This window comes from Paenibacillus sp. FSL H7-0326, assembly GCF_001955535.1.
Taxonomy (GTDB): Bacteria; Bacillota; Bacilli; order Paenibacillales; family Paenibacillaceae; genus Paenibacillus; species Paenibacillus shunpengii.
Genome location: NZ_MPVN01000001.1, coordinates 2,076,247 through 2,096,385, shown reverse-complemented (window position 1 = coordinate 2,096,385; position 20,139 = coordinate 2,076,247). Strand labels below are relative to the sequence as shown.

Annotated in this window: 16 protein-coding genes; 13 read left to right on the top strand and 3 right to left on the bottom strand. The window is 41.3% G+C overall.

The features are described 5' to 3' along the window. Positions 1-13 precede the first annotated feature (13 nt). The 4 genes from BK126_RS10020 to BK126_RS10005 all read left to right on the top strand — a co-directional run bounded on the left by BK126_RS10020 (position 14) and on the right by BK126_RS10005 (position 3,282). Entirely contained in the window at positions 14-547 is a 534-nt protein-coding gene (locus BK126_RS10020) for an ankyrin repeat domain-containing protein (protein ID WP_076312380.1), read from the top strand. Between the two features lie 234 nt (positions 548-781). Then, the gene (locus BK126_RS10015; RefSeq protein WP_076312379.1) at positions 782-1,666 is read left to right on the top strand and encodes an ABC transporter ATP-binding protein; all 885 of its coding nucleotides are present in this window, start codon (positions 782-784) and stop codon (positions 1,664-1,666) included. Positions 1,667-1,678: 12 nt separating this feature from the next. Continuing rightward, complete coding sequence (locus BK126_RS10010; RefSeq protein WP_256702796.1) at positions 1,679-2,467, top strand: ABC transporter permease subunit; 789 nt, start codon at positions 1,679-1,681, stop codon at positions 2,465-2,467. A gap of 20 nt (positions 2,468-2,487) precedes the next feature. After that, positions 2,488-3,282, top strand: coding sequence for an ABC transporter permease subunit (locus BK126_RS10005; RefSeq protein ID WP_076312377.1), 795 nt, complete (start codon positions 2,488-2,490; stop codon positions 3,280-3,282). 525 nt (positions 3,283-3,807) lie between these two features. Here BK126_RS10005 and BK126_RS30230 read toward each other — a convergent pair. Then, positions 3,808-3,870, bottom strand: coding sequence for a putative holin-like toxin (locus BK126_RS30230; RefSeq protein WP_368665071.1), 63 nt, complete (start codon positions 3,868-3,870; stop codon positions 3,808-3,810). A 207-nt stretch (positions 3,871-4,077) separates the two neighbouring features. Here BK126_RS30230 and BK126_RS10000 point away from each other — a divergent pair, with 207 nt between their 5' ends. Beyond that, positions 4,078-4,656 (top strand): hypothetical protein, encoded by a 579-nt coding sequence (locus BK126_RS10000; protein ID WP_076312376.1) that lies wholly within the window; start codon positions 4,078-4,080, stop codon positions 4,654-4,656. On the opposite strand, the gene BK126_RS09995 is transcribed toward BK126_RS10000, so the two are convergent. Beyond that, on the bottom strand, positions 4,619-5,290 hold the full coding sequence (locus tag BK126_RS09995; RefSeq protein WP_076312375.1) for a 3'-5' exonuclease: 672 nt from the start codon (positions 5,288-5,290) through the stop codon (positions 4,619-4,621). The genes BK126_RS10000 and BK126_RS09995 overlap by 38 nt on opposite strands. 254 nt (positions 5,291-5,544) lie before the next feature. Here BK126_RS09995 and BK126_RS09990 point away from each other — a divergent pair, with 254 nt between their 5' ends. From BK126_RS09990 to mutT, 7 genes are all read left to right on the top strand, one after another. Then, positions 5,545-5,859, top strand: coding sequence for a hypothetical protein (locus BK126_RS09990; RefSeq protein WP_076312374.1), 315 nt, complete (start codon positions 5,545-5,547; stop codon positions 5,857-5,859). Between the two features lie 270 nt (positions 5,860-6,129). Then, positions 6,130-7,083 carry a helix-turn-helix transcriptional regulator gene (locus tag BK126_RS09985; RefSeq protein WP_076312373.1) on the top strand — a complete coding sequence of 318 codons (954 nt, stop codon included), beginning with the start codon at positions 6,130-6,132 and terminating at the stop codon, positions 7,081-7,083. After that, complete coding sequence (locus BK126_RS09980; protein WP_256702766.1) at positions 7,052-7,813, top strand: nuclease-related domain-containing protein; 762 nt, start codon at positions 7,052-7,054, stop codon at positions 7,811-7,813. The genes BK126_RS09985 and BK126_RS09980 overlap by 32 nt, the downstream gene beginning before the upstream one ends. A gap of 64 nt (positions 7,814-7,877) precedes the next feature. Next, positions 7,878-8,909 carry a restriction endonuclease gene (locus BK126_RS09975; RefSeq protein WP_076312372.1) on the top strand — a complete coding sequence of 344 codons (1,032 nt, stop codon included), beginning with the start codon at positions 7,878-7,880 and terminating at the stop codon, positions 8,907-8,909. Between the two features lie 112 nt (positions 8,910-9,021). Further along, complete coding sequence (locus tag BK126_RS09970; RefSeq protein WP_076312371.1) at positions 9,022-11,235, top strand: MrcB family domain-containing protein; 2,214 nt, start codon at positions 9,022-9,024, stop codon at positions 11,233-11,235. Further along, on the top strand, positions 11,207-13,618 hold the full coding sequence (locus tag BK126_RS09965; RefSeq protein WP_076312370.1) for a DUF2357 domain-containing protein: 2,412 nt from the start codon (positions 11,207-11,209) through the stop codon (positions 13,616-13,618). Before BK126_RS09970 ends, BK126_RS09965 begins: the two co-directional genes overlap by 29 nt. Before the next feature lie 226 nt (positions 13,619-13,844). Continuing rightward, positions 13,845-14,228, top strand: coding sequence for an 8-oxo-dGTP diphosphatase MutT (gene mutT, locus BK126_RS09960; protein ID WP_076312369.1), 384 nt, complete (start codon positions 13,845-13,847; stop codon positions 14,226-14,228). 621 nt (positions 14,229-14,849) lie between these two features. Here the strand turns inward: mutT and BK126_RS09955 are convergent. Then, a complete protein-coding gene (locus BK126_RS09955) occupies positions 14,850-19,631 on the bottom strand; it encodes a DEAD/DEAH box helicase (protein ID WP_083655792.1) in 4,782 nt (1,593 codons plus the stop codon). A gap of 207 nt (positions 19,632-19,838) precedes the next feature. Between BK126_RS09955 and BK126_RS09950 the strand changes: the two genes are divergently transcribed. Further along, positions 19,839-20,096, top strand: coding sequence for a hypothetical protein (locus BK126_RS09950; protein WP_076312368.1), 258 nt, complete (start codon positions 19,839-19,841; stop codon positions 20,094-20,096). Positions 20,097-20,139: the final 43 nt, after the last annotated feature.

Genomic DNA, 20,139 nt, shown 5'->3' with positions numbered 1-20,139 from the left:
AGGAGGATAAGAAATGGAGAATGCTAAACTACAAGTAACAGCACTATTTGAAGCTTTGATCGCAGGAGATAAGGAACGTGTATCCGAACTGCTGACAGAGCAGCCTCAGCTCGCGAATACTGAGAATGAAGATGGATTAATCCCACTGGCTTATGCAGGACATCTGGGATTTGAAGACATAGTTCAGACATTACTAGATCATGGGGCAGAGGTCAACGCTGTGACCCATTCCAAAATTGCTTACATCCCGTCTAACACGGCTCTGCATGCGACGATTGCCGGTGAACGAAGTCTTAACGTCATTAAGCTTCTCCTGTCTCATGGGGCAGATCCGAACATAGTGGACAGCGATGGCCATACGGCACTGCATTCGGCTGCATATCATACGGATCGCACAGAGATCCTTCAGCTGCTGCTCGATCAAGGTGCAGAGGTGAGCCGTCCTACAGCCGATGGAGAGACGGCTCTGCAGATCGCAGAGAAGCAAGGGAACCAGAAGGTGGCATCGGTACTGAAGCAGATGACAACTCAGCTTCGGTATGAATAAGAGAAGTAGAATCGGATGGATAGAGGTAAATAAATCTCATTCCCCTGTGAGAAGTAGAGCAAGATGAAGCATAGCTTTCATTCATCAGTACCTTCTGTATAATTCAGGTGTAAATCTACTCTAATGGCGAAAATCAATGCAAATTTGCTGACTGTCTGATTTTACCCTGCTGCGGCAATCCCGTATGATTTGATCAGAAACCAAGTTGCAGGAATAGAGCGGAGGGGATGGCGCATGAATGCCGTGGAGATTGAGCATCTGACCAAGCAGTACGGCAAGGCTAGAGGGATTATTGATGTGAGCTTCTCGATTGAGGAAGGTGAAATCTTTGGCTTTATCGGGCCAAACGGGGCAGGCAAATCAACAACGATCCGGACACTGCTTGCTCTCATCTATCCCACGAGCGGCACGGCCTCCATCTTCGGCAAGGACTGCATTCGTCACAGCGCGGAGATTAAGAAGGAGATCGGATATCTGCCTGCGGAGGTCTTTTATTACGATCATATGAGGGTTGTGGATCTGCTCAAATATTCGGCCAGCTTCTACAAGAAGGATTGTACGAAACGCATGAAGGAGCTCTCGGAGCGGATGGACCTGGACTTGAGCAAGAAGATTGAGAGCCTGTCACTGGGCAACAAGAAGAAGGTGGGCATCGTGCAAGGGCTTCTCCATAGTCCCCAGCTGCTTATTCTCGATGAGCCGACGAGCGGACTCGATCCGCTGATGCAGCATACGTTCTTTGAATTGCTGAAGGAGGAGAATGAACGGGGGGCAGCGATCTTATTTTCCTCCCATATCTTGAGCGAAGTTCAGCGGCTGTGTAACAGGGTTGCGATTATTAAAGAAGGACGAATCGTCACCGTGGAGAAGATCAGCGCACTGAAGGAGTCCAATTATAAAAAGTTTGCGATTGAAACGGCCGTTCCTCTAGACCCGCAGCAGCTGGATATAGACGGTGTTAGTCATATTACGGCGGAGGGGAGCATTACCCGGTTTTTGTTCAAGGGGAATTTGAATCAGATTCTGCAGAGGCTGGCCCATATTGAGATGGATAATCTATGGATCGAGGAGCCGAATCTCGAAGAAATCTTCATGCATTACTATGACAGGGAGGCTTGATTCGGGGTGAACATGTTTCTTTTTGAACTGAAATCTTACCGAAAATCACTGCTGATCTGGTCCTTGTCCATCATTGGTATCATGGTATTTCTGCTGTCCTTATTTCCATCCATCACCAGAGAGTTTGATGCCTTTGCGCGCATTCTTGAGGGATATCCGGAACCGTTCAGGCAGGCGTTCGGTATTCAGATTGAAAGTATGGGCACGTTTCTCGGGTTCTACACTTATATATTGATGTACATTACGCTGTGCGGAGCCATCCAGGCCATGCTGCTTGGCATGTCGGTCGTATCCCGGGAAACCCGGGAGAGAACCGCCGATTTTCTCCTAACCAAGCCTGTGACGCGAACCAAGGTACTTACCTCCAAGCTGCTGGCTGCGGTCGCATCTATTCTGCTGACCAATGCGCTGTATCTTGCGGGGGCCTGGCTTATGGCGGAACAGCTTCAAACGGGTGCGTATGATGTCAAATTGTACTTTATGCTCTCGATGACCCTTCTGTTCGTCCAGCTGATGTTTGTTGGGATCGGTCTCCTCGTTTCCGTACTGCTGCCGAGAATCAAAGCCATTCTTCCTGTATCGCTGACGACCGTGCTTGTTTTTTATATACTCGGGATGCTTGTGGCTGGAGACGAGGGAGGAATGAAGCGGTATTTGTCTCCGTTCAAGTATTTTGACACAAAAAAGGTCCTGGAGACGGCAAGCTATGAAGTACCCTACATGACGGCCGCAGCAGGGATCATGGTGATATGTACCGCTGTCTGTTATTACATTTATATAAGAAGAGATATTTCTGCCTAGCGTTACGGGAGGGGAAGTTCATGAACATATTTCGGAGAGAAATGAAGAGCTATCGGAAGTCCCTGCTGTTCTGGTGTATCGGCATTGTGCTTCTATTGGTGAGCGGGATGAACAAATACGAAGCGACGGCTGCCGGAGGGGAGCTGAACCAGGTGATTGCGGATATGCCCGAATCCCTTCAGGCTTTGATGGGGGCGGGAGCCTTTGATCTGTCGAAGGCCAGCGGGTATTATGGAGTGCTCATGTTGTACTTGTTCTTCGCCGTCACCATTCATGCCGTAACGCTCGGGGCCAGCATGATTGCCAAAGAAGAGCAGGACAGAACGGCAGAATTCCTATTCACCAAGCCCTTGACCAGAGACGCGGTCATCACCGCCAAAATAACAGCTGCTCTGCTGCAGATCCTCATCCTTAACCTGGTCACTTGGGCATCGAGCGTTATGATTGTCAGCTTGTACAATAACGGAGAGCAGGTAAATGATGATATTGCCGTTCTGATGATCGGGATGCTTATTCTACAGATCATCTTCCTCCTCGTCGGAACGGCGCTCGCCTCCGTATCCAAGCATGTAAAGCAGGCGGCTTCTATCTCTTCGGGCATTTTGCTCGCTGCGTTCATCTTATCGATTGCTATTGATCTGAATGAGAGACTTGAAAGTCTGAAGTATTTCACGCCGTTCAAGTATTTTGAGGCGAAGGAGATGATGTACGGGGGAGGATTCGATCTCATCTATGTCCTTCTGTCCGTGCTACTCATTGGAGTCCTGTTGGTCATCACCTATACGGCCTTCCGTAAGCGGGATTTGATGGTGTAGCCATGGAGATCCGATGGCATTAAGAAATTGCCTGTATAATCCAGTTATGTTATCATAACAATAGAAATAAGGACGGTCCGCTAAACCGTCCTCAGCACAATAGCTTGGTGGGAACTCCTCCGAGTGTGTTACTAAGTATCGAAGAAGTGACCCAGGCGCGAACCTAGAGGGTCACTTTCTCTTTTGTTCGATATATGTTAGCAACGCTATGATAAAGCCAGCGAAGATAATTATATCTGAAAAGGAGAAGTGCATGAGCCTCACCTCCTCTCTGGAGGAAGACTCACCCACCTAGGCGTACTGTACAACCCATATTAGACCATATGATCTGATGGATCAGTGCATTTTGTGGTCTTCAATCGGTAGGATGTAACCCTAAAGAAATTGCCTGTATAATCCAATTATGTTATCATAACAATAGAAATAAGGACGGATGGCGGTCCGTCCTCAGCACAATAGCTTGGTGGGCACTCCTCCATGTGTGTTATATCGCGAAGAAGTGACCCGGTTGCCAAACCTAAGGGGTCACTTCTTTTTTGAATCGATGTATGTCAGTAGCGCTATGATAAAGCCAGCGAACAGTAACATATCGGCAAAAGAGAAGTGCATGAGCCTCACCTCCTTTCCGGAGGAAGACCCGCCCACCTAGGCGTATCGTACAACCCATATTATACCATGTGCCCTGAGAAATCAGGGCTTTTTTCTTGCATTTTTCTTAAGGGTCAGGAATCTATCTGATTAAAAAAGCTGCGGCTCAAGATGCATTGAGATATCGGAGAAAGGAGAGTAAATTATATGTTTAAAATCTATTATAGAATAGTTGATGATATGGATGAACTTAAGAAGGTTAGTCGCAAAGAGTTTGACGATGAATATGCGGATATATTTGGATTTTTTTCGATCCGAATTGGTAATGAAATAGAAGGATTTTATCATGATAGAGAACTAAGAGATGGTGAAACGGGACATGAGATGCTGACTGCTTGGTTCGAACTTTATTTAACTGCTTTAGAGGGGCTATATGAATTTGGCTATGCTGCCTTTAGAGAGGCAGGTACATTAGACAGCTGGTTAGAATTCAGAATGAAAGATAACCAGGTTCAAATCAGTGCTGCGATGGATACACTGCATAACAGCGAGTATATCCTTTTTATAGATGAGAAAAGATTCGAATATCCTCGATGGAGGGACATAGAAATCCCTTTTGCTGACTTTAGAGATGAGATTATAAACCAAACAAAATCTTTTGTGGATGAAGTAAAATCGTTAAATTCGGAATTAGGCGAGAGCCAATTAATTCAATCACTATTATCTAAAATAAATAATAGGAATGATCCTACAGGACCATTCCCAACATGTTTGCGAGATCACTGAAAGGCATATTCTTCTCTTCTCCGCTGCCAGATGAATAGACAAGTTCACTCGTATATAAAGGTTCCTCCGCTGCATTATTGTTTGTAAGCGTCAGCTTAGGATAGACATGAGCAAAGATTCTTCCCGTGTTAAGGGCATCATCCAATGCTTGGTGAGGACGTCCCATGAAGACTAGGTTCAAATGCTCGAGCGCTCGCTTTAGTCCAAAACGGTTACCTGAGTTCTCCCCGTGCAGCATCGTAAACTGCAGCTGCAAGTCGTTATAGTTCATGAGCCAGGACAAGGAAAGGTCACGTTCACGACAGTGTCTTACCAGCTGATACTTATCATCAGGCCCCCATGCAATGAAATAATATGGCTCATCTCCTATCCAATTCGTGAAGGCAGACAATATATCTTTAAATCCAGGCGCTCCGTCAACATCCTCCTGTGTTATTCCGGTCAGTGTCGTGGTCATAGCGTTGACCTTTGGGTTGCGCTCAGGCTTAACGTACGAATGAAAGAGGTCCGTCATGATTATACCTTGGTTGGCTTCGTTTGTTGTCATCTTGATTGCACCGATTTCAATAATATCCCCTCCGCTTCGTCCCCTTAGGCACATGAACTCGAGATCCAATACGATGTAATTTACCATGCTGCACTACGCCTCCTTCTATGATGTGCACGAGTATAGCAGAAGGAAATGTCCGTATTCTGTCAGAGAATATACGTTCGTGCAAGACGGTTCAATATCAAACAGAGTTGAAAAACAGTTATAGAATGAAGCGGAGCCTCAAGCTCTGTTTTTTTTATTTTTATAAAAAGAACACTTGTTTGCTGACAGAACTATGCCACATGGTCATGCCATAATGGGCAGAAATTAACGGATTGAAGAGGAGAGAGATGATTATGCAAGAGGTACCATTTATTTCAGCCAATATAACGATTATCGTGTGTTTACTGATTAATATCTTATTATTTTTCAAGGAAGGGAGAGGACGAAGTGAGAGATGGAATCAGATTATCGTAAATCCATTAAATATGGCTTTTTCTTTTCTATTAGTCGGGTATACGGGCCTGAATTCCCTGTTTCTGATCCTGGATTTCAGCTTGGAGTACTATAAACTGTTCATAGATATTCTTATGGCAGTCATTGTCCTTAGCTATCTGATCATGATGCTGAATGAAAGAAAAAGACATAACCAGGAACAAAATGGACGCTGACAAGAGATCAAGCCGACCAGCCAGAGAAGAATGTCGACAAGTTCAACCTCCTAGAGGGTAATCTTTTTCATAATAACGAAGGGATGAATGGAAGAAAATTAGGATCTACACCAAAAATTCATCCTTTTTTTTCATTTAATTGCAAAAATATATGACATATCCCCATATTGTTCTATATAATAGTGAGTATAGTTCTGAAGTATGAACTATAAATGAATCTTTTGAATTACGTGGTTTGGATAAATCTATTATGACTGGGAGTATAGTTCTATGTCTGACAAGTTATTTCGCTGGTTTAAGATTATACATGCGATTCAGGCCAGGCCGGGTATTACGGCACCAGAGCTGGCTGAGAAATGCGAGTCGAATGAACGAACGATATACCGTGATTTGCGGGCACTGGATACACTGGTCCCTATTACGAATATCGGGTATGGCAAGGGATATGCTTTTACGGGCAATTTCGCAATGTTTCCATTTAATTGGACCGATGAGGAGGAACTTGTATTCAGGATGCTTCCTTCGTTCGTGGATCAGACCAACCTGCCGCCGGGATTCGACAGTGCTTACGACAAAGTGATGTCCTCTCATTATCGGAAGAAACGAAAAGATGCAGAGCTGCTCCAGAATGTCACGGATATCATCCAGATGGGGTCACCTGCGTATAGAGAGAATTCTCCGAATTATTTGCTGCAGGTCATTCAGGCGATTTTGGAGGAAAAAAGGATTAAGGTGCAATACCATACCCAGAGCCGAAACGAGCTGACGGAACGAGAGATCGCTCCGTATTATCTGGTCCCACGGGATCAGCGATTTTATCTCATTGGATATTGTCATCAGGCGGAGGAGATCCGTACATTTCGGTTAAGCCGTTTTCGCTCCATGGAGATGACAGAGACACACTTCGACCGCAGGGATTTCAATCTAAAGAGTTATATGAAGAACACATGGTCCATCGAGCGCGGAGAGCAGCAGATTCATTTCAAAGTAAAGTTCTCGGCCGATGTAGCAAGATACATAAAGGAAGAAGAACTCTTTATCAGTCCGAAGATGAAAGATATGAATGATGGAAGTCTCTTGTTCGAGGTAACGCTGAATCACGATCGAGAGTTTCTAAACTGGCTGAGCCAGTACGGTCCAGATGCCGAGATCCTGGAGCCGGTGAGTTACCGGGACGTGATGAGGGAACGGCTTGAGAAGTGGAGTCGGTTGTACACGAGCTGAGGAGGAGAAGAAAATTCTCAAGCAGATATTAAGCTGGTTTAAGAGTGAGAAGAAGCAAGAAGTTAAGAAGACAGTAAAGAACGAAGTTAAGAAGGAAAAGAAGAGCACATCAGTAAAAGCAAAGCCGAAAGTAGCCCCCACGCGTATTGGTGAGCTTGGGGAGCACAAGATCAATATTCAGCTGGATCAGCTTCCGCAAGAATGCAGGTATATCAGTGACCTAATGCTTGTGAATCCCAAGTCGCGCTCTGGATACTCTCAGATTGATCATGTTGTCGTGTCTCCGTATGCTCTTTTCGTAATAGAAACGAAGAATTATAACGGAGAGATCAAGGGGAAGAAGGAAGACAGGGAATGGAGCGTCAGCAACCGGTTTAAGCTCTATAATCCACTGAGACAGAACTATGGGCATATTAAAGCGATACAAGCACATGTCCCAGATGTTAAGGTTCCCTACGTTTCGATAATTTCATTTACAATGCGTTGCAGATTTAATGTCGATCCGGAGCTGAGGAAGATCCAGTCGAATGAGCTGATTATATATGACGTTGAGCTTTCGGAGTTTATTCAGAGGAAGATTAATAGATTAAAAATGGAAGGAAAGAGTCCAATCCTTTCTGAGACTGAGATTTTAGAAATAGTAGAGAAGCTGAAAGAGTTGAACATTACAGATTCACTACTGCGTGAGCAGCATGTAATAGGGGCAAAGAAACTCCCTTCATCTATATAAATAATTTTTTATAATGAATGCTATCAATAAGAAGCTAACAAGCAATTCCTAGGGGGATATGAACATGGCGTTGTGGTTATTTCGTGCAGGTCGGTCTGGGGAGTATGAATCCAAGTTTCTTAGCGATCAAAGGATCTATTTGACTTGGGACGAACTAAATATCGATTTAAGAAGTTTTGAAGAAAGATCTGATCTAGTTGAATATCTAATGAATGATTATGAAGCAGAGAAGCTAGCCCGAGCTAGGAATTGGGCAAGTCAAATAATGCAGATTGTAAGCGAGATGAAAAAAGGGGACTGGGTTATTTTACCTAGTAAACTCAAATCTGCGATCCATATCGGTGAGATTATGGGAGACTATGAGTTCCACCCGGATCATAGCAACCCTTATTATCACAGCCGAAAAGTGAATTGGTTTGCCACAGATATCCCAAGAACTAATTTTGACCAAGATCTGCTATATTCACTCGGAGCCTTTATGACAGTCTGCCGGATATCAAGAAACGATGCAGAAGAAAGAATTAAAGCAATGCATAAGAATAACTGGATGACCAGCAGTTCAAAAGTTCAAATCAATATTCCTAGCCAAGATCCGCAAGAAGATACCGAGAATATGTTTGATCTCGAAGAATATGCAAATGATGCCATTGCTAAATATATTATTCGTAAATTTAAGGGCCACGGTATGGTTAGAATTATTGATGCCATTCTTAGGGCAAAAGGTTTCACCACCTATATAAGTCCAGAAGGACCGGACAAAGGTGTGGATATTTTGGCTGCTCCAGGAAGTTTAGGTTTTGGAACTCCAAAAATTTGTGTGCAAGTGAAGACATCTGATACTCCAGTAGACAGACCAACCTTAGATCAATTGATTGGAACAATGCATAACCATAAAGCAAGTCATGGATTACTAGTATCTTGGGGCGGATTCAAAAGCTCTGTTGATAAAGAAATTGCAGCACAGTTTTTTAATGTGAGATTGTGGGATCAAAAGGCGATCATTAATGAGTTGTTAGAAACATACGACTCATTGGATGCAGATATAAAGGCAGAAATTCCTTTGAAAAGAGCATGGCTTCTAGCTGGTGAGGAATAAAAAAGTTTCGTATGATCGAATATTAAAACGAGCAGTTTCCTTTAGTTTCAATTTGGAAACTGCTTTTATTTCTTTATACTATAATTACCTAGTCTTTTTCACGGAGGTTACCATGCTACCAGAATCACTTTCAACTATATTCCGTTCCAAACAAAAATCATACAAAATGGTCCTTATCCTATCCATCATTGATTTCTATGAAGAGTTCCAATCCATCCAAGCTCCAATAGATCAATTAGCCCAGAAGTTCCTGAAATACTATCGAGACGCAAGCGAGCTAGGAAATATAGTAGATTCGCCACCAGAACAACGTGCTTCGGGATGGAATGAATTCTCCTTAAACCAAACAAAATCCCTACTAAAAACACCAATCGACGCCCTATCTTCCGTTCTCACATTCGACCCAGCTAATCAAACGATTACCTTCTCAAATCCAGAATGGTTCAACGAAGAAACACTTAAGGAGCTTAAAGAATACGCCATGCAAGAACTGGACAATTACAATAGGAAACTAGAACTGAATAGAACTACGCAGTCTTCTTTTTCCTTACACGATGCTTTATCTCAGATCATGAATACGTATCTTCAAGCAAAAACAGAGCCTTTTGCTCAGCACCCGCTAGGTACCTTAGTTAGAAACTCTATACCGAGCCAGTTGAAGGACCTATTATCTTTAAATGAGCAATACAAGGTTCAAGGTTCCGTTGGGCAGGGGAACTGGGCCACGATCCCTTGGATTGCACTCATGGACAAGCGAATCACGCAGACAACCCAGCAGGGTGAATATATCGTATACCTGTTCTCCGAGGATATGCAGTCAGTGTACCTTACATTCATACAAGGTGTTACTGAACCCTTAAAGCAAGGCAAGCTCAGAGGATACGAGTACCTCAAGCAAAAAACTCAAGAAATCCGTAGCCTTATCCCACTAGACGGACTACATAAGGACGAGGATATTTATCTCATGGAAAAAAGCGGCCTGGGCCGAGATTACCAAGTCTCTACGGTTGCTTATATCAAATACAACAGAGACTCGCTGCCGGAGGATGAAGTACTCCTACAAGACCTTGAGAGCCTCGTGTCTAACTACAAGCAATATGTAGATATCGTGTTACAAGATAGAGCAGATGAAACTACTCCAGAGGAGGAAATAACTCCAGTGAGCATCAATGTCGGAGAGCAACTAGAACAAGTGAAGCAATATATTCACCATAAAGGTTTTCTTTACCCAGATAGCCTCATGGAGAACTTCTATTTGTCCCTCAAGACCAAGCCTTTCGTCATTCTAGCCGGGGTATCAGGAACAGGGAAGACGAAGCTGGTGAAGCTCTTTGCAGAAGCTTTGGGAGCAACAATGGCGAACGGACAGTTCACTTTAATCCCGGTAAGACCAGACTGGAGTGATCCATCGGATCTGTTAGGGTATAAGGATCTTTCGGGTGTGTTTAGACCTGGGCGTTTAACGGAAGTGTTAGTAGAGGCATCTAAACCAGAGAATAAGAACAAGCCGTATTTTATCTGTCTGGATGAGATGAACCTAGCGCGCGTGGAATATTATTTCAGTGATCTGCTGAGTGTAATGGAAACCCAAGAATGGCAGGGAAGTCGAATCGTTACTTCTGCACTCATTGGACCGGAGTCATTAAGAGATGAAGACCAGTCTCTATATGGTGGCCTGACTCTGCCGGATAATGTGTATGTAATTGGAACGGTCAACATGGACGAGACAACACATCCTTTTAGCAAAAAGGTGCTGGATCGCGCGAACACGATTGAATTCAACTATATTAATCTAGAGCAATTTCCATCTGATGGAGTAGAGATAGACGACTTTGAATCTTCAAGTACAAATAATGCTTTCTTGCGGAGCGAATATTTGCAGCTAACCGATATGTATAGCGCCTATCCAGAGCTTGTGGGTTCGACGACAGATAAACTGGTGAAGATCAACAACATTTTAGAGGAGATTCATTCACATGTCGGCTTCCGGATTCGGGACTCCATCTGCTTTTACATGGCATATAACCAGCGCTTTGAGCTATTACCAGAGGACAATGCGTTTGATGGACAGCTACTCCAGAAGATCCTGCCTCGCATTCAAGGAAGTAGCTTATCCGTCAAAAAGGTATTGCTCCTCTTAATGCAGGAAGCCATTGGCAAGTCCATTTCTGTTAGGGATCTCTTGGATGACGCTTCTGATTTATATATAAAATATGGCAGTAAGCAGCAGGCCGAGGAAGTGAAGTATCCACAGTCTGCACGGAAGCTTGCCTTCATGATACGGAGGTTAGAGGAAGATGGGTTCACCTCCTATTGGCTTTCTTAATCAGAGTGTAGAGCTGATCCGGATTGAGACGAATCTTTTTAACCTCTATATTCAGGGCAAGCCCTATCATCCGACGGTAGAATCCTTACAGCTTCATCGGGATAATGCTGGAGCTTGGATGGATTCGAACACGCTACAGGTGAGTATCTCTTCTAGTGAACTTGTGGTGGAGAACCTATTTGTTTTTTCGCCTGAGCAGGGACAGCTGGTTCCATGGCAGACGGGAGAGAAGAGCTATCCATTATTCTATGAAACACAGTCATATGAGCTTGTTGTGGAGAAGAAACAAGGAACAGATCTAACGTTCTACCATGACAACTTATATATACGGCAAGCCGTTAAGCCACTCGGGCAATCAATTCTTTCTGGTATTTTGAATTTTCAGAACGAGGTAGGGTTAACCGAGCTTGAGCTTCGTCAGCAGGGGCAGCCTGTATTCCAGCTGCAAATCGAGATCTATCCTTCCAAGATGGATTACAAAAGGGATTACCAAATGATTCTGAGTGACATTAATCGGCAGATATATAATTTATCCTTTGATTTTTTAAGAAAGACCTATCATCTGACAGGGTTAAAGGAGACACGCAATCAGAGTCTAACGGAGTTCTTTACGATATTGCAGCATGTGTTTGATCAACTAAGACAAGCCGTAGAACGAATTCACATGAGCCCTCATTACAGCCTAGTTAAAGAGCAAAAAATCGTGGATGCAGCTAAGGTTAAAAAGGCGGGGAAAGAAAATATCGCGTTTCTCGCCAAACGTCCGTACCTGTTGACGCATCATGAAGCGCATGGATTTATCCCACATCAGGGGCAGCGCCTGCATCCATCCCATGCACTTGAGACGAAGCGTCAGGTTGAGTTCGATACAATCGAGAATCGATTTGTGAGATGGGTGCTGATCCGGGTATCGAAGAAGCTGCAGGAGATGAAGAGAAAGCTGAGCGGATCAGGTAAACTGCAGGACCCCGTACTGGATAAGAAGATTACATCGATTCAAAATCAGCTGCAGCGTCTATTACAGCTTGATTTCTTGAAGGTCGGTGAGATGAAGCAGCTATCGGTCTCATTAGTACTACAGATGGCGCCGGGATATCGCGAGGTATATCGGAGTTATCTAATGCTAATGAAGGGACTGAGCGTGCAAAGTGATCTATTCCGTTTGTCGATGAAGGATTTAGCCCAGCTATATGAGTATTGGTGCTTCCTGAAGATGAACGAGCTCCTTGGTCAGAAGTATGAGCTATTGAAGCAGGACATGATTAAGGTGAATCGGACGGGCGTGTTTTTTACACTCGACAAATCACAGTCCGCAAGGATGGTGTACCGCAACCCAAGGAATGGCGAAATCTTCACGCTCTATTATAATAGGCTGCCAAGTGGGGACCGGAGTGCGACGTTAGGCCAAAGACCGGATAATGTACTTACGTTGAAGAAGAATGATTCCGCGATGGAGTATAAGTATATCTTTGATGCCAAGTACCGGATCGATCCTGCCTATGAAGGCTCCTATTATTATGAGAAGTATAAGCAGCCCGGGCCGGTGGAGGAGGATATTAATACGATGCACCGCTATCGGGATGCGATTGTCTACAGTGAGGGTGGGCAGGAGCTAGAGCGTAGTATGTTTGGTGCTTATGTGCTTTTTCCATATCATGATGAGCAGAATTACCAAGAGCATAAATTCTATAAGAGCATAGAAATGGTAAACGTCGGGGCCTTTCCCTTCTTGCCGAATGCGACGGAGCTGATGGATAAGTTCTTGGAAGAGATTATTATGGATAGCCCGGAAAAAGCATATGAGAGGTCTACAAGACCTCGTGGTACGCAGGGGTACTATAAAAACAAGCTTGCGGGCAAAAATGTACTCGTTGGATCGTTAAGAGAAGTGGCTCAATTAGAGAGTTCATTAAAGTACAAGTACTACCACCTCCCTCTAGAAAATATCTCAGATCACAAAATCCTTACGCAGATTGAATACGTAGCTGTATATCAATCCAAAGGAAAATTTGCGGACACGGGTGAAACCGGGATTCATTACGTTGGAAAAGTGAAGGATTGGAAAGTGCTGAGAAGAGGCGAGATCAAGGAACGTCCTGCCCGCAAAGGTACGGAGAATCAGCTGTATGTAAAGTTCATGATCGAGGAATGGACGAAGCGACCAGAGCCGATTGTATCCGGTGGACTTGGAATCTACAGGCTATTGTATACCTCCAAGTACATCTTTGACCGGGCAACCGAAATTGCTGAACTGAGACTGGAAACAGAAGAACAGTTAAGAGAATGGCGGGAGAAGAGACGTCTGGGTACAGTGAAGGTGGAACTGGATCATACACAGGTGGACTTAGCCCAGCAGGTTAAAGACATTCGGGTGGATGAATAGGCAGGGGAAGCCATTTTAGCTTCCAAGGTAAGGACTTGATCATTACAACACCTTGATAGGCATCGTGCCTTTCAAGGTGTTTTTTTACTGGGCAGGCCATTATAAGTTGGTAAAGAATTTATTAAATGCTAATGGAGATGTAGTATCGGAAGGTAGAGGATTTGGCGAAGAATATTAATGTACCGTAAAATATCAGTAGTACTAAAATTTTAGGACGGTGATCAACATGATCGAAGTAGCTGCAGCCATAATTGAAGACATGGATGGTCGTATCCTCATCGCACGTAGACGAGAAGGGAAGTCTCAAGCGGGTTTATGGGAGTTCCCAGGTGGCAAGATTGAAGCGGGTGAATCGCCCGAGGATTGCTTAGTAAGAGAGCTGCAGGAAGAGATGAAGATTGAAATTGAGCCATATGCTTTTTTTGCAGTAAATGAGCATGCATATGAAACGGTGACGATACGACTTGTTGCATATAAGGCAAACATGCGAGGAGGGACGATTGAGTTATCAGATCATGATGAATATAGATGGATCCAAGTAGGAGAGATGGGGGGATATTCATTTGCTCCAGCGGATATCCCTTTTGTCGAACAATTATCTGCTCATTAATGAAGGTCTTCCGTATGAATCGACATGATTAATGAAAGGACATGGGTACCTTTTCCATAGGGTGATATATAAGTAAAATTATAACTATCTATCAAATGGAGAGGTAGCTTATGACAAGAATCAAAGTTCCTATAGATGTGCTGCTATCGGTATCTGATCAATTCGACAATGCATCTAACCAGCTCAAGATGATCAATGAGGACCTTCTCCGGCACTGTTAATAGCAAATTTTTTCTGAAAGTTCCTTTAATATAAAAGATTTATTTTTATATGTTCGGAAAGGAATGGATATGTAGTATTTTAGGAAATAGTTGAAATAAATATAACGACTAGCCATTCAATTAAATGCTTAGTTTTATAATTTCGGATAGAATTGCAATTTTTTAATGAGAACAGAATCAGAGCCAAAAGAAAAAATGAAAATTCTATATCAAACATAAATTAAAAACTATAATCATCTATAATTCCAAAAGGTAAAAAAAGTGCTTTGAAACCTTAACGGTGATTCAAAGTCGAAAAATTAACGTAAAATTGGGTGAAATTGGATTAATAATTATCCAATTTCACCCAATTTAATTATAAAAACTGACCTGCCAAAATTATGGCAGGTCAGTTTTTAAATTATTTATATTTCTTTTCACTTTTTTCTGCGACCATTGGTAAATCATTATTATTCCCAATTGGATAAATTTCAGCACGATTGGTTTGATTATAATCAACCACCTCAAACTTAGGTAACTGATCAACTAAATCAATCGTCTTCATACTAACCGTAATCACAGACAGCAACAAATTCAAAATATACTTTGGATCATCACTGAATTCATTCGGATCATCAGTGATACCTGACTTATTATCTTTCTTCACTTGATACTGGTCAATAATCCATTCAATCGCAGGACGGCCGTTGCTGACATACTCATAGGCTTCCTCAGGAATATTTTTAATCGTGATATTTTCATTAAAAATAATCGTATCCAAAATACCTTTCCTTGGATGTTTCATTTTCTTTACACGATAATTTAGTTCGGGACCTGTGATTTGAACTTCAACGCCGTCCCAACTTGGTTGGTTTTCATAGTTTAAATGCAAATTTGCAAGTTTGCGTCCGATTTCAACATATTTTTCTTTATTTTTGAGTAAAGGGATACGAGGTAATGCCTTTTGTAAATCATTAGCGTACTTTTTACGATATTCTGTTGAGTGGAAAACACCATAAATATAATAAAAAGTATCTTCTGAGTTCAATTCGAATTTATGTCTGACGTTGTATTCATCCGAAATCAAACCAGCGAAATCATTATTCTTAAGATAAAAACCTTTGCCTGTAGCAACATAATGAAAATTTGGGATTTCATTGGTAATTAAAGCAGAAAAGCTTGATTTTTCTCCGGCACCTTGAATAATAATTCCTATATTTTCCCTATTGAATATATTATTCATATTTCCAGTACTTTCAATGATCTCTCGCTTATAGTACAACCATTTCTTAGTAAAGGGACGATACATACTTACAACTACTTTACCATCAGCTACAATTTTCTCCGACCTATCAAAGCGTTGGAACAGTGCACGAGTCCACTTAATATAAGATTCATCTTTGTTTGTTTTCCTTTGACGTTCGGCAATGTTAGCAATATTTGATAAACGATCTATTTCAGAATTATACCTTGCAATCATCTTTTCAGAGTTAGACTTAACCGCATTGTCTGAAAAATTGTATGTCCAACTATCACGGTTTGTCTTTATACCAGCTGCTCGATTTATGAAAAATTCTTCAATAGACAAATACTTGTCATAATTCTCATCGCGTTGGTTAATCCAGTCATTATTCTTATCAGGGACAATTGTCTGCCAATCAATACCTAAAATAGATTGGTTATTACGCAAGATAGCAAGCTTCTCATCACGGCTAAGATAGTCCCCAATATCATGATAATGTAATTTATGGTCACCACTACCATCTTTAACAAGGATACTGATCGCAATTGGCGTACGACTACCAGACCCAAATATTTTACCTCCCTCACGGCGTGAGGTTTCACCTTGTGTACGTTGGTCACCACGTAAATTAAAGATATACAGATGATTGAATTCTTCGTAAAGTGATTTACGGAGGCCATCAGCTGCACGACTATCAATAAATTGTCCATTGGTTACAAAGCCAATAACACCATTCTGATTCAATCGATCAGATGACCATCGAATTGCTTTAATATATGAATCATATAGTGATGTCTTATTTACTGCCGTTGAGTTTTTTGCATAAGTACGTTCAACAGCTGTATCTAATTTAGGATATTTCAAATTTTGAGCATCATCATTTCCAGAATTCTGACCAGCAGAATATGGAGGGTTACCAATAATTGCTGTTATTGGTACTTCCTGTTGACGTTTCAAGCGCTCATCATTAATTCCAAAAAAGCTATCATCTAGCGTGTCTTCTTTTTCGGTCGATTCAAAAGTATCGGTCAAAACAATACCTTCAAACGGTGCATAACCTTGTTCATCCCCTTTAATATCATCAAAAGTTGCTTCAATATTAATAGCTGCAATGTAATAACTCAAAAGCACAATTTCATTGGCGTGAAGTTCTCGCGTGTATTTACGCGTAATATCCGGAAGTGTAATGTTGCCTTTATCCATTTGTGTTTTGAGATAAGATAGCGTGCGGACAATAAATGTTCCTGTTCCAGTAAACGGGTCTAAGATATGGACACCTTGACTGGCAAGAGACTTGCTAAAATGTTTTTTTAGTACGTCATCAACAGATTTAACAATGAAGTCCACCACTTCAATCGGCGTGAAGACAATTCCTAATCGATCAGTAGTTGATTTGAAACCAGTTGAGAAGAATTTATCGTAAAGCGTGATAATGATTTTTTGTTTACCCTCTGCATTATCAACACCACTCGCACGTAATTTAACAGATTCATAAAATGGTGCGAGTTTTTCTTGTTCTTTCTCAAAGCCAGCTTTTTGCAATTCAATAACAATGGTTTCCATCGCTTGCGATACAGGGTTATTATTGACAAAGCTATATTCGTCAAAAAGAGCTTCAAACACTGGTTTTGTAATTAAATGTTGGGCCAGCATTTCAACAGCAGAATCTTGTGTAATACTTTCGTTGATATTATGTTGTAGGCCATGAACAAACTTAGTAAATTCAGTTTTGATAGGATTGTCTTTATCAATAAGTCGTTCATTTATCCATCTGATATAACGTTTAGCAATTTCATTAACGTCTTTTGACCAATCTTCAAGGTAGCGTCTATCTCCAACTTTCTGGACTATTTTACCGAAAATTGCATCTTCAATCTCATCCCAAAGTTGTAACTCTGTTTGAACTGGTTGCTCTACGTCGACACCTTGTCCATCCTCACCCTCTACATACGGTTTTCTTGGACGTCCTTTACCTGGATTGATGATATTGATATTTCCTGGTTTCTTTTTATTAAGCTGTAACTGATTAACAATAGCGTTAAAACGTTCATCAGTAGCACGCAAAGCATTTAATACCTGCCAAACAGCTGCATAAGTCTTATTGTCATCAAGAACATTCTCAGGCGTCACACCAGCAGGGATAACGATTGGTAAGATGATGTAGCCGTATTCCTTACCATCAAATTTACGCATGATGCGCCCAACAGCTTGAACAATATCAACTTGTGATTTTTTTGGTGCAAAGAAGATAACTCCATCGAGGTTTGGAACATCAATTCCTTCAGTCAAAAATTTTACATTGGACAAGACACGAGCTTCATTATTATCAATTTCACCAGCAAGCCAATCAAGTGCTTCTTTCTTTTGTAAAGCATTCAAACTACCATCAACGTGGCGAACATCAATTTGGAAACTTTCTTCAGCACTATCACCAAGATATTCATTCACTACGGAATTAAATTTTTCAGCAATTTTCTTCGAGTTCGCGATGGTATCAATGAATGAAATGGCACGTTTCATCGGTTGACCACTAACTTTACCAGTGGCACCTTCGCGTTTAATCATTCCATTCCAAACTCCTACAATACGTCCGACATCGTCTATATTTAATCCGTTCTCAGAATCAGCAAGGGTTTGTTGCAAATTTTTGGTCATAGCTTCTTCTTCAACAGTCAAGACCATTACTTTGTAATCAGTCAGATAGCCACGTCCAACCGCTTCACCAAAACCTAGACGGAAAATTTCTTTGCCAAAAATAGATTCATCATCCATAGAGGAGATAACAACAGACTTTTCAACGCCTTTTGATTTGGCATTATCTGAATAAATTTTTGGTGTTGCTGTTTGGTAAAGTCTAAGTTTACCTTGAACGATAGCGTTGCTATGAACTTTTGTAAAAGTACTATCTTCTTGACCTTGTTCCTTAAAACCTGTTGTTCTGTGTGCTTCATCTGACACAATAAAGTCAAATTCAGGATAGCCAAGTTCTTGCGCTTGATGAATGACATCTATTGATTGATAAGTACTGAAGATGACGTTCAACGTCACTTTGTCTCCTTTGTATTTCAAAGAATGATAATTTTTTACAACTTCAACCGCATTCGTAGTAGCTGGGAAACCAATATCGGTTGCTAAGATATCAGCATCATCGTCATTCGCTTTTTTCTTTGTTGCTTTCCTATCGGATGTAACAGCAAATGAATTAAGATTGAAATCGTCAGAACTATCAGCATTCCAACCAAACAGTGTTTGTGTTAAGAGTTGAATACTCGGTACAAGATACAAGACGTTATAAACTTTTTGATTACTATTTTTAGCAAACTGCTCTACCATTTTCAGTGAGGTAAAGGTTTTGCCTGTTCCTGGTGCCATAACAAGCATTCCTCGATCATGAGTCTTAAAGTATTCTTTCGCAAGGTCAATTGCTTTGTCTTGATAGTCACGTGTTTTTTTGTGACATTTTATAATAATTTCCTTTGGTTTTTCAAAATCGACAGAAGACCAATCAACTTTTGAGTGTCGTAAGTCAGACAATCCAATTTTTTGTACTTGCTTGGTTTGCGAATCAACTGTATCAAGTGCATTTTGATTCCACTCATCAGTAGTAGAAACAATCATGCCCGCACTATAATAACTTTTACCAAGTTCTGCAATGAATGAATTGATTTCAGCCTTGCCGACTTTTCCTTGATAAAATTTGGCTTGAATTGCAGTTAGTTCACCTGTATTACGGTTTTTGGCAACCAAGTCCACGCCAGTATCTTTCTTAGGTATACAATATTCTTCTGGTACATCTTTTAGTTGCCAAACATCAGAATATAGATTCTTGTAAATTGGTTCATTTTGCAAATATATCTGTACTAACTGTTCAAAGTAAGTACCACGATTACGTTGGATAGTACCTGCAGATTTATTGATTATTCTAATCAGATGATCAAATGATTGTGTAGAAGTATTCATAAATTATTGCTCCTTATAGTTTAAGAACTCTATCACTAGAGGTTACTTCTTTGATAGCAAAGATATTTGTTTTTTATTATTATATCGTTTTATTGAGATTATTACATTTGATTTTGTATTGTTCAGCCTAATCATAGAATAGCATTGTATATAAAATTTCAGTATAGGAATTTTAGGAATTTAAATCTGACGAGTATTATTAGTTTTATGATAGAGATGGGAATTGAGGCTAAAGAAAAGCTAATTAAATTCAAAAAAGCATATGGCCCGAAAACTGAGACCAGAGATACAATTCAACAACTGCGAGAATACAGAAAAATGCTGGAATGGATAAAAGGTGGTGAAACGAATGTTTTCTATAAATGTAGAATTTTCGATGTATATCAGCAGCATATGGATGAAGGAGAACGAGAAACTTTTCTGGAAGGAATGTTATCATGGAGTGGAGTATGTAGTTGGTTTTAACAAAGGCAGAGTTGGTCAATTTTATCCTGAATAGTAGGTGAGC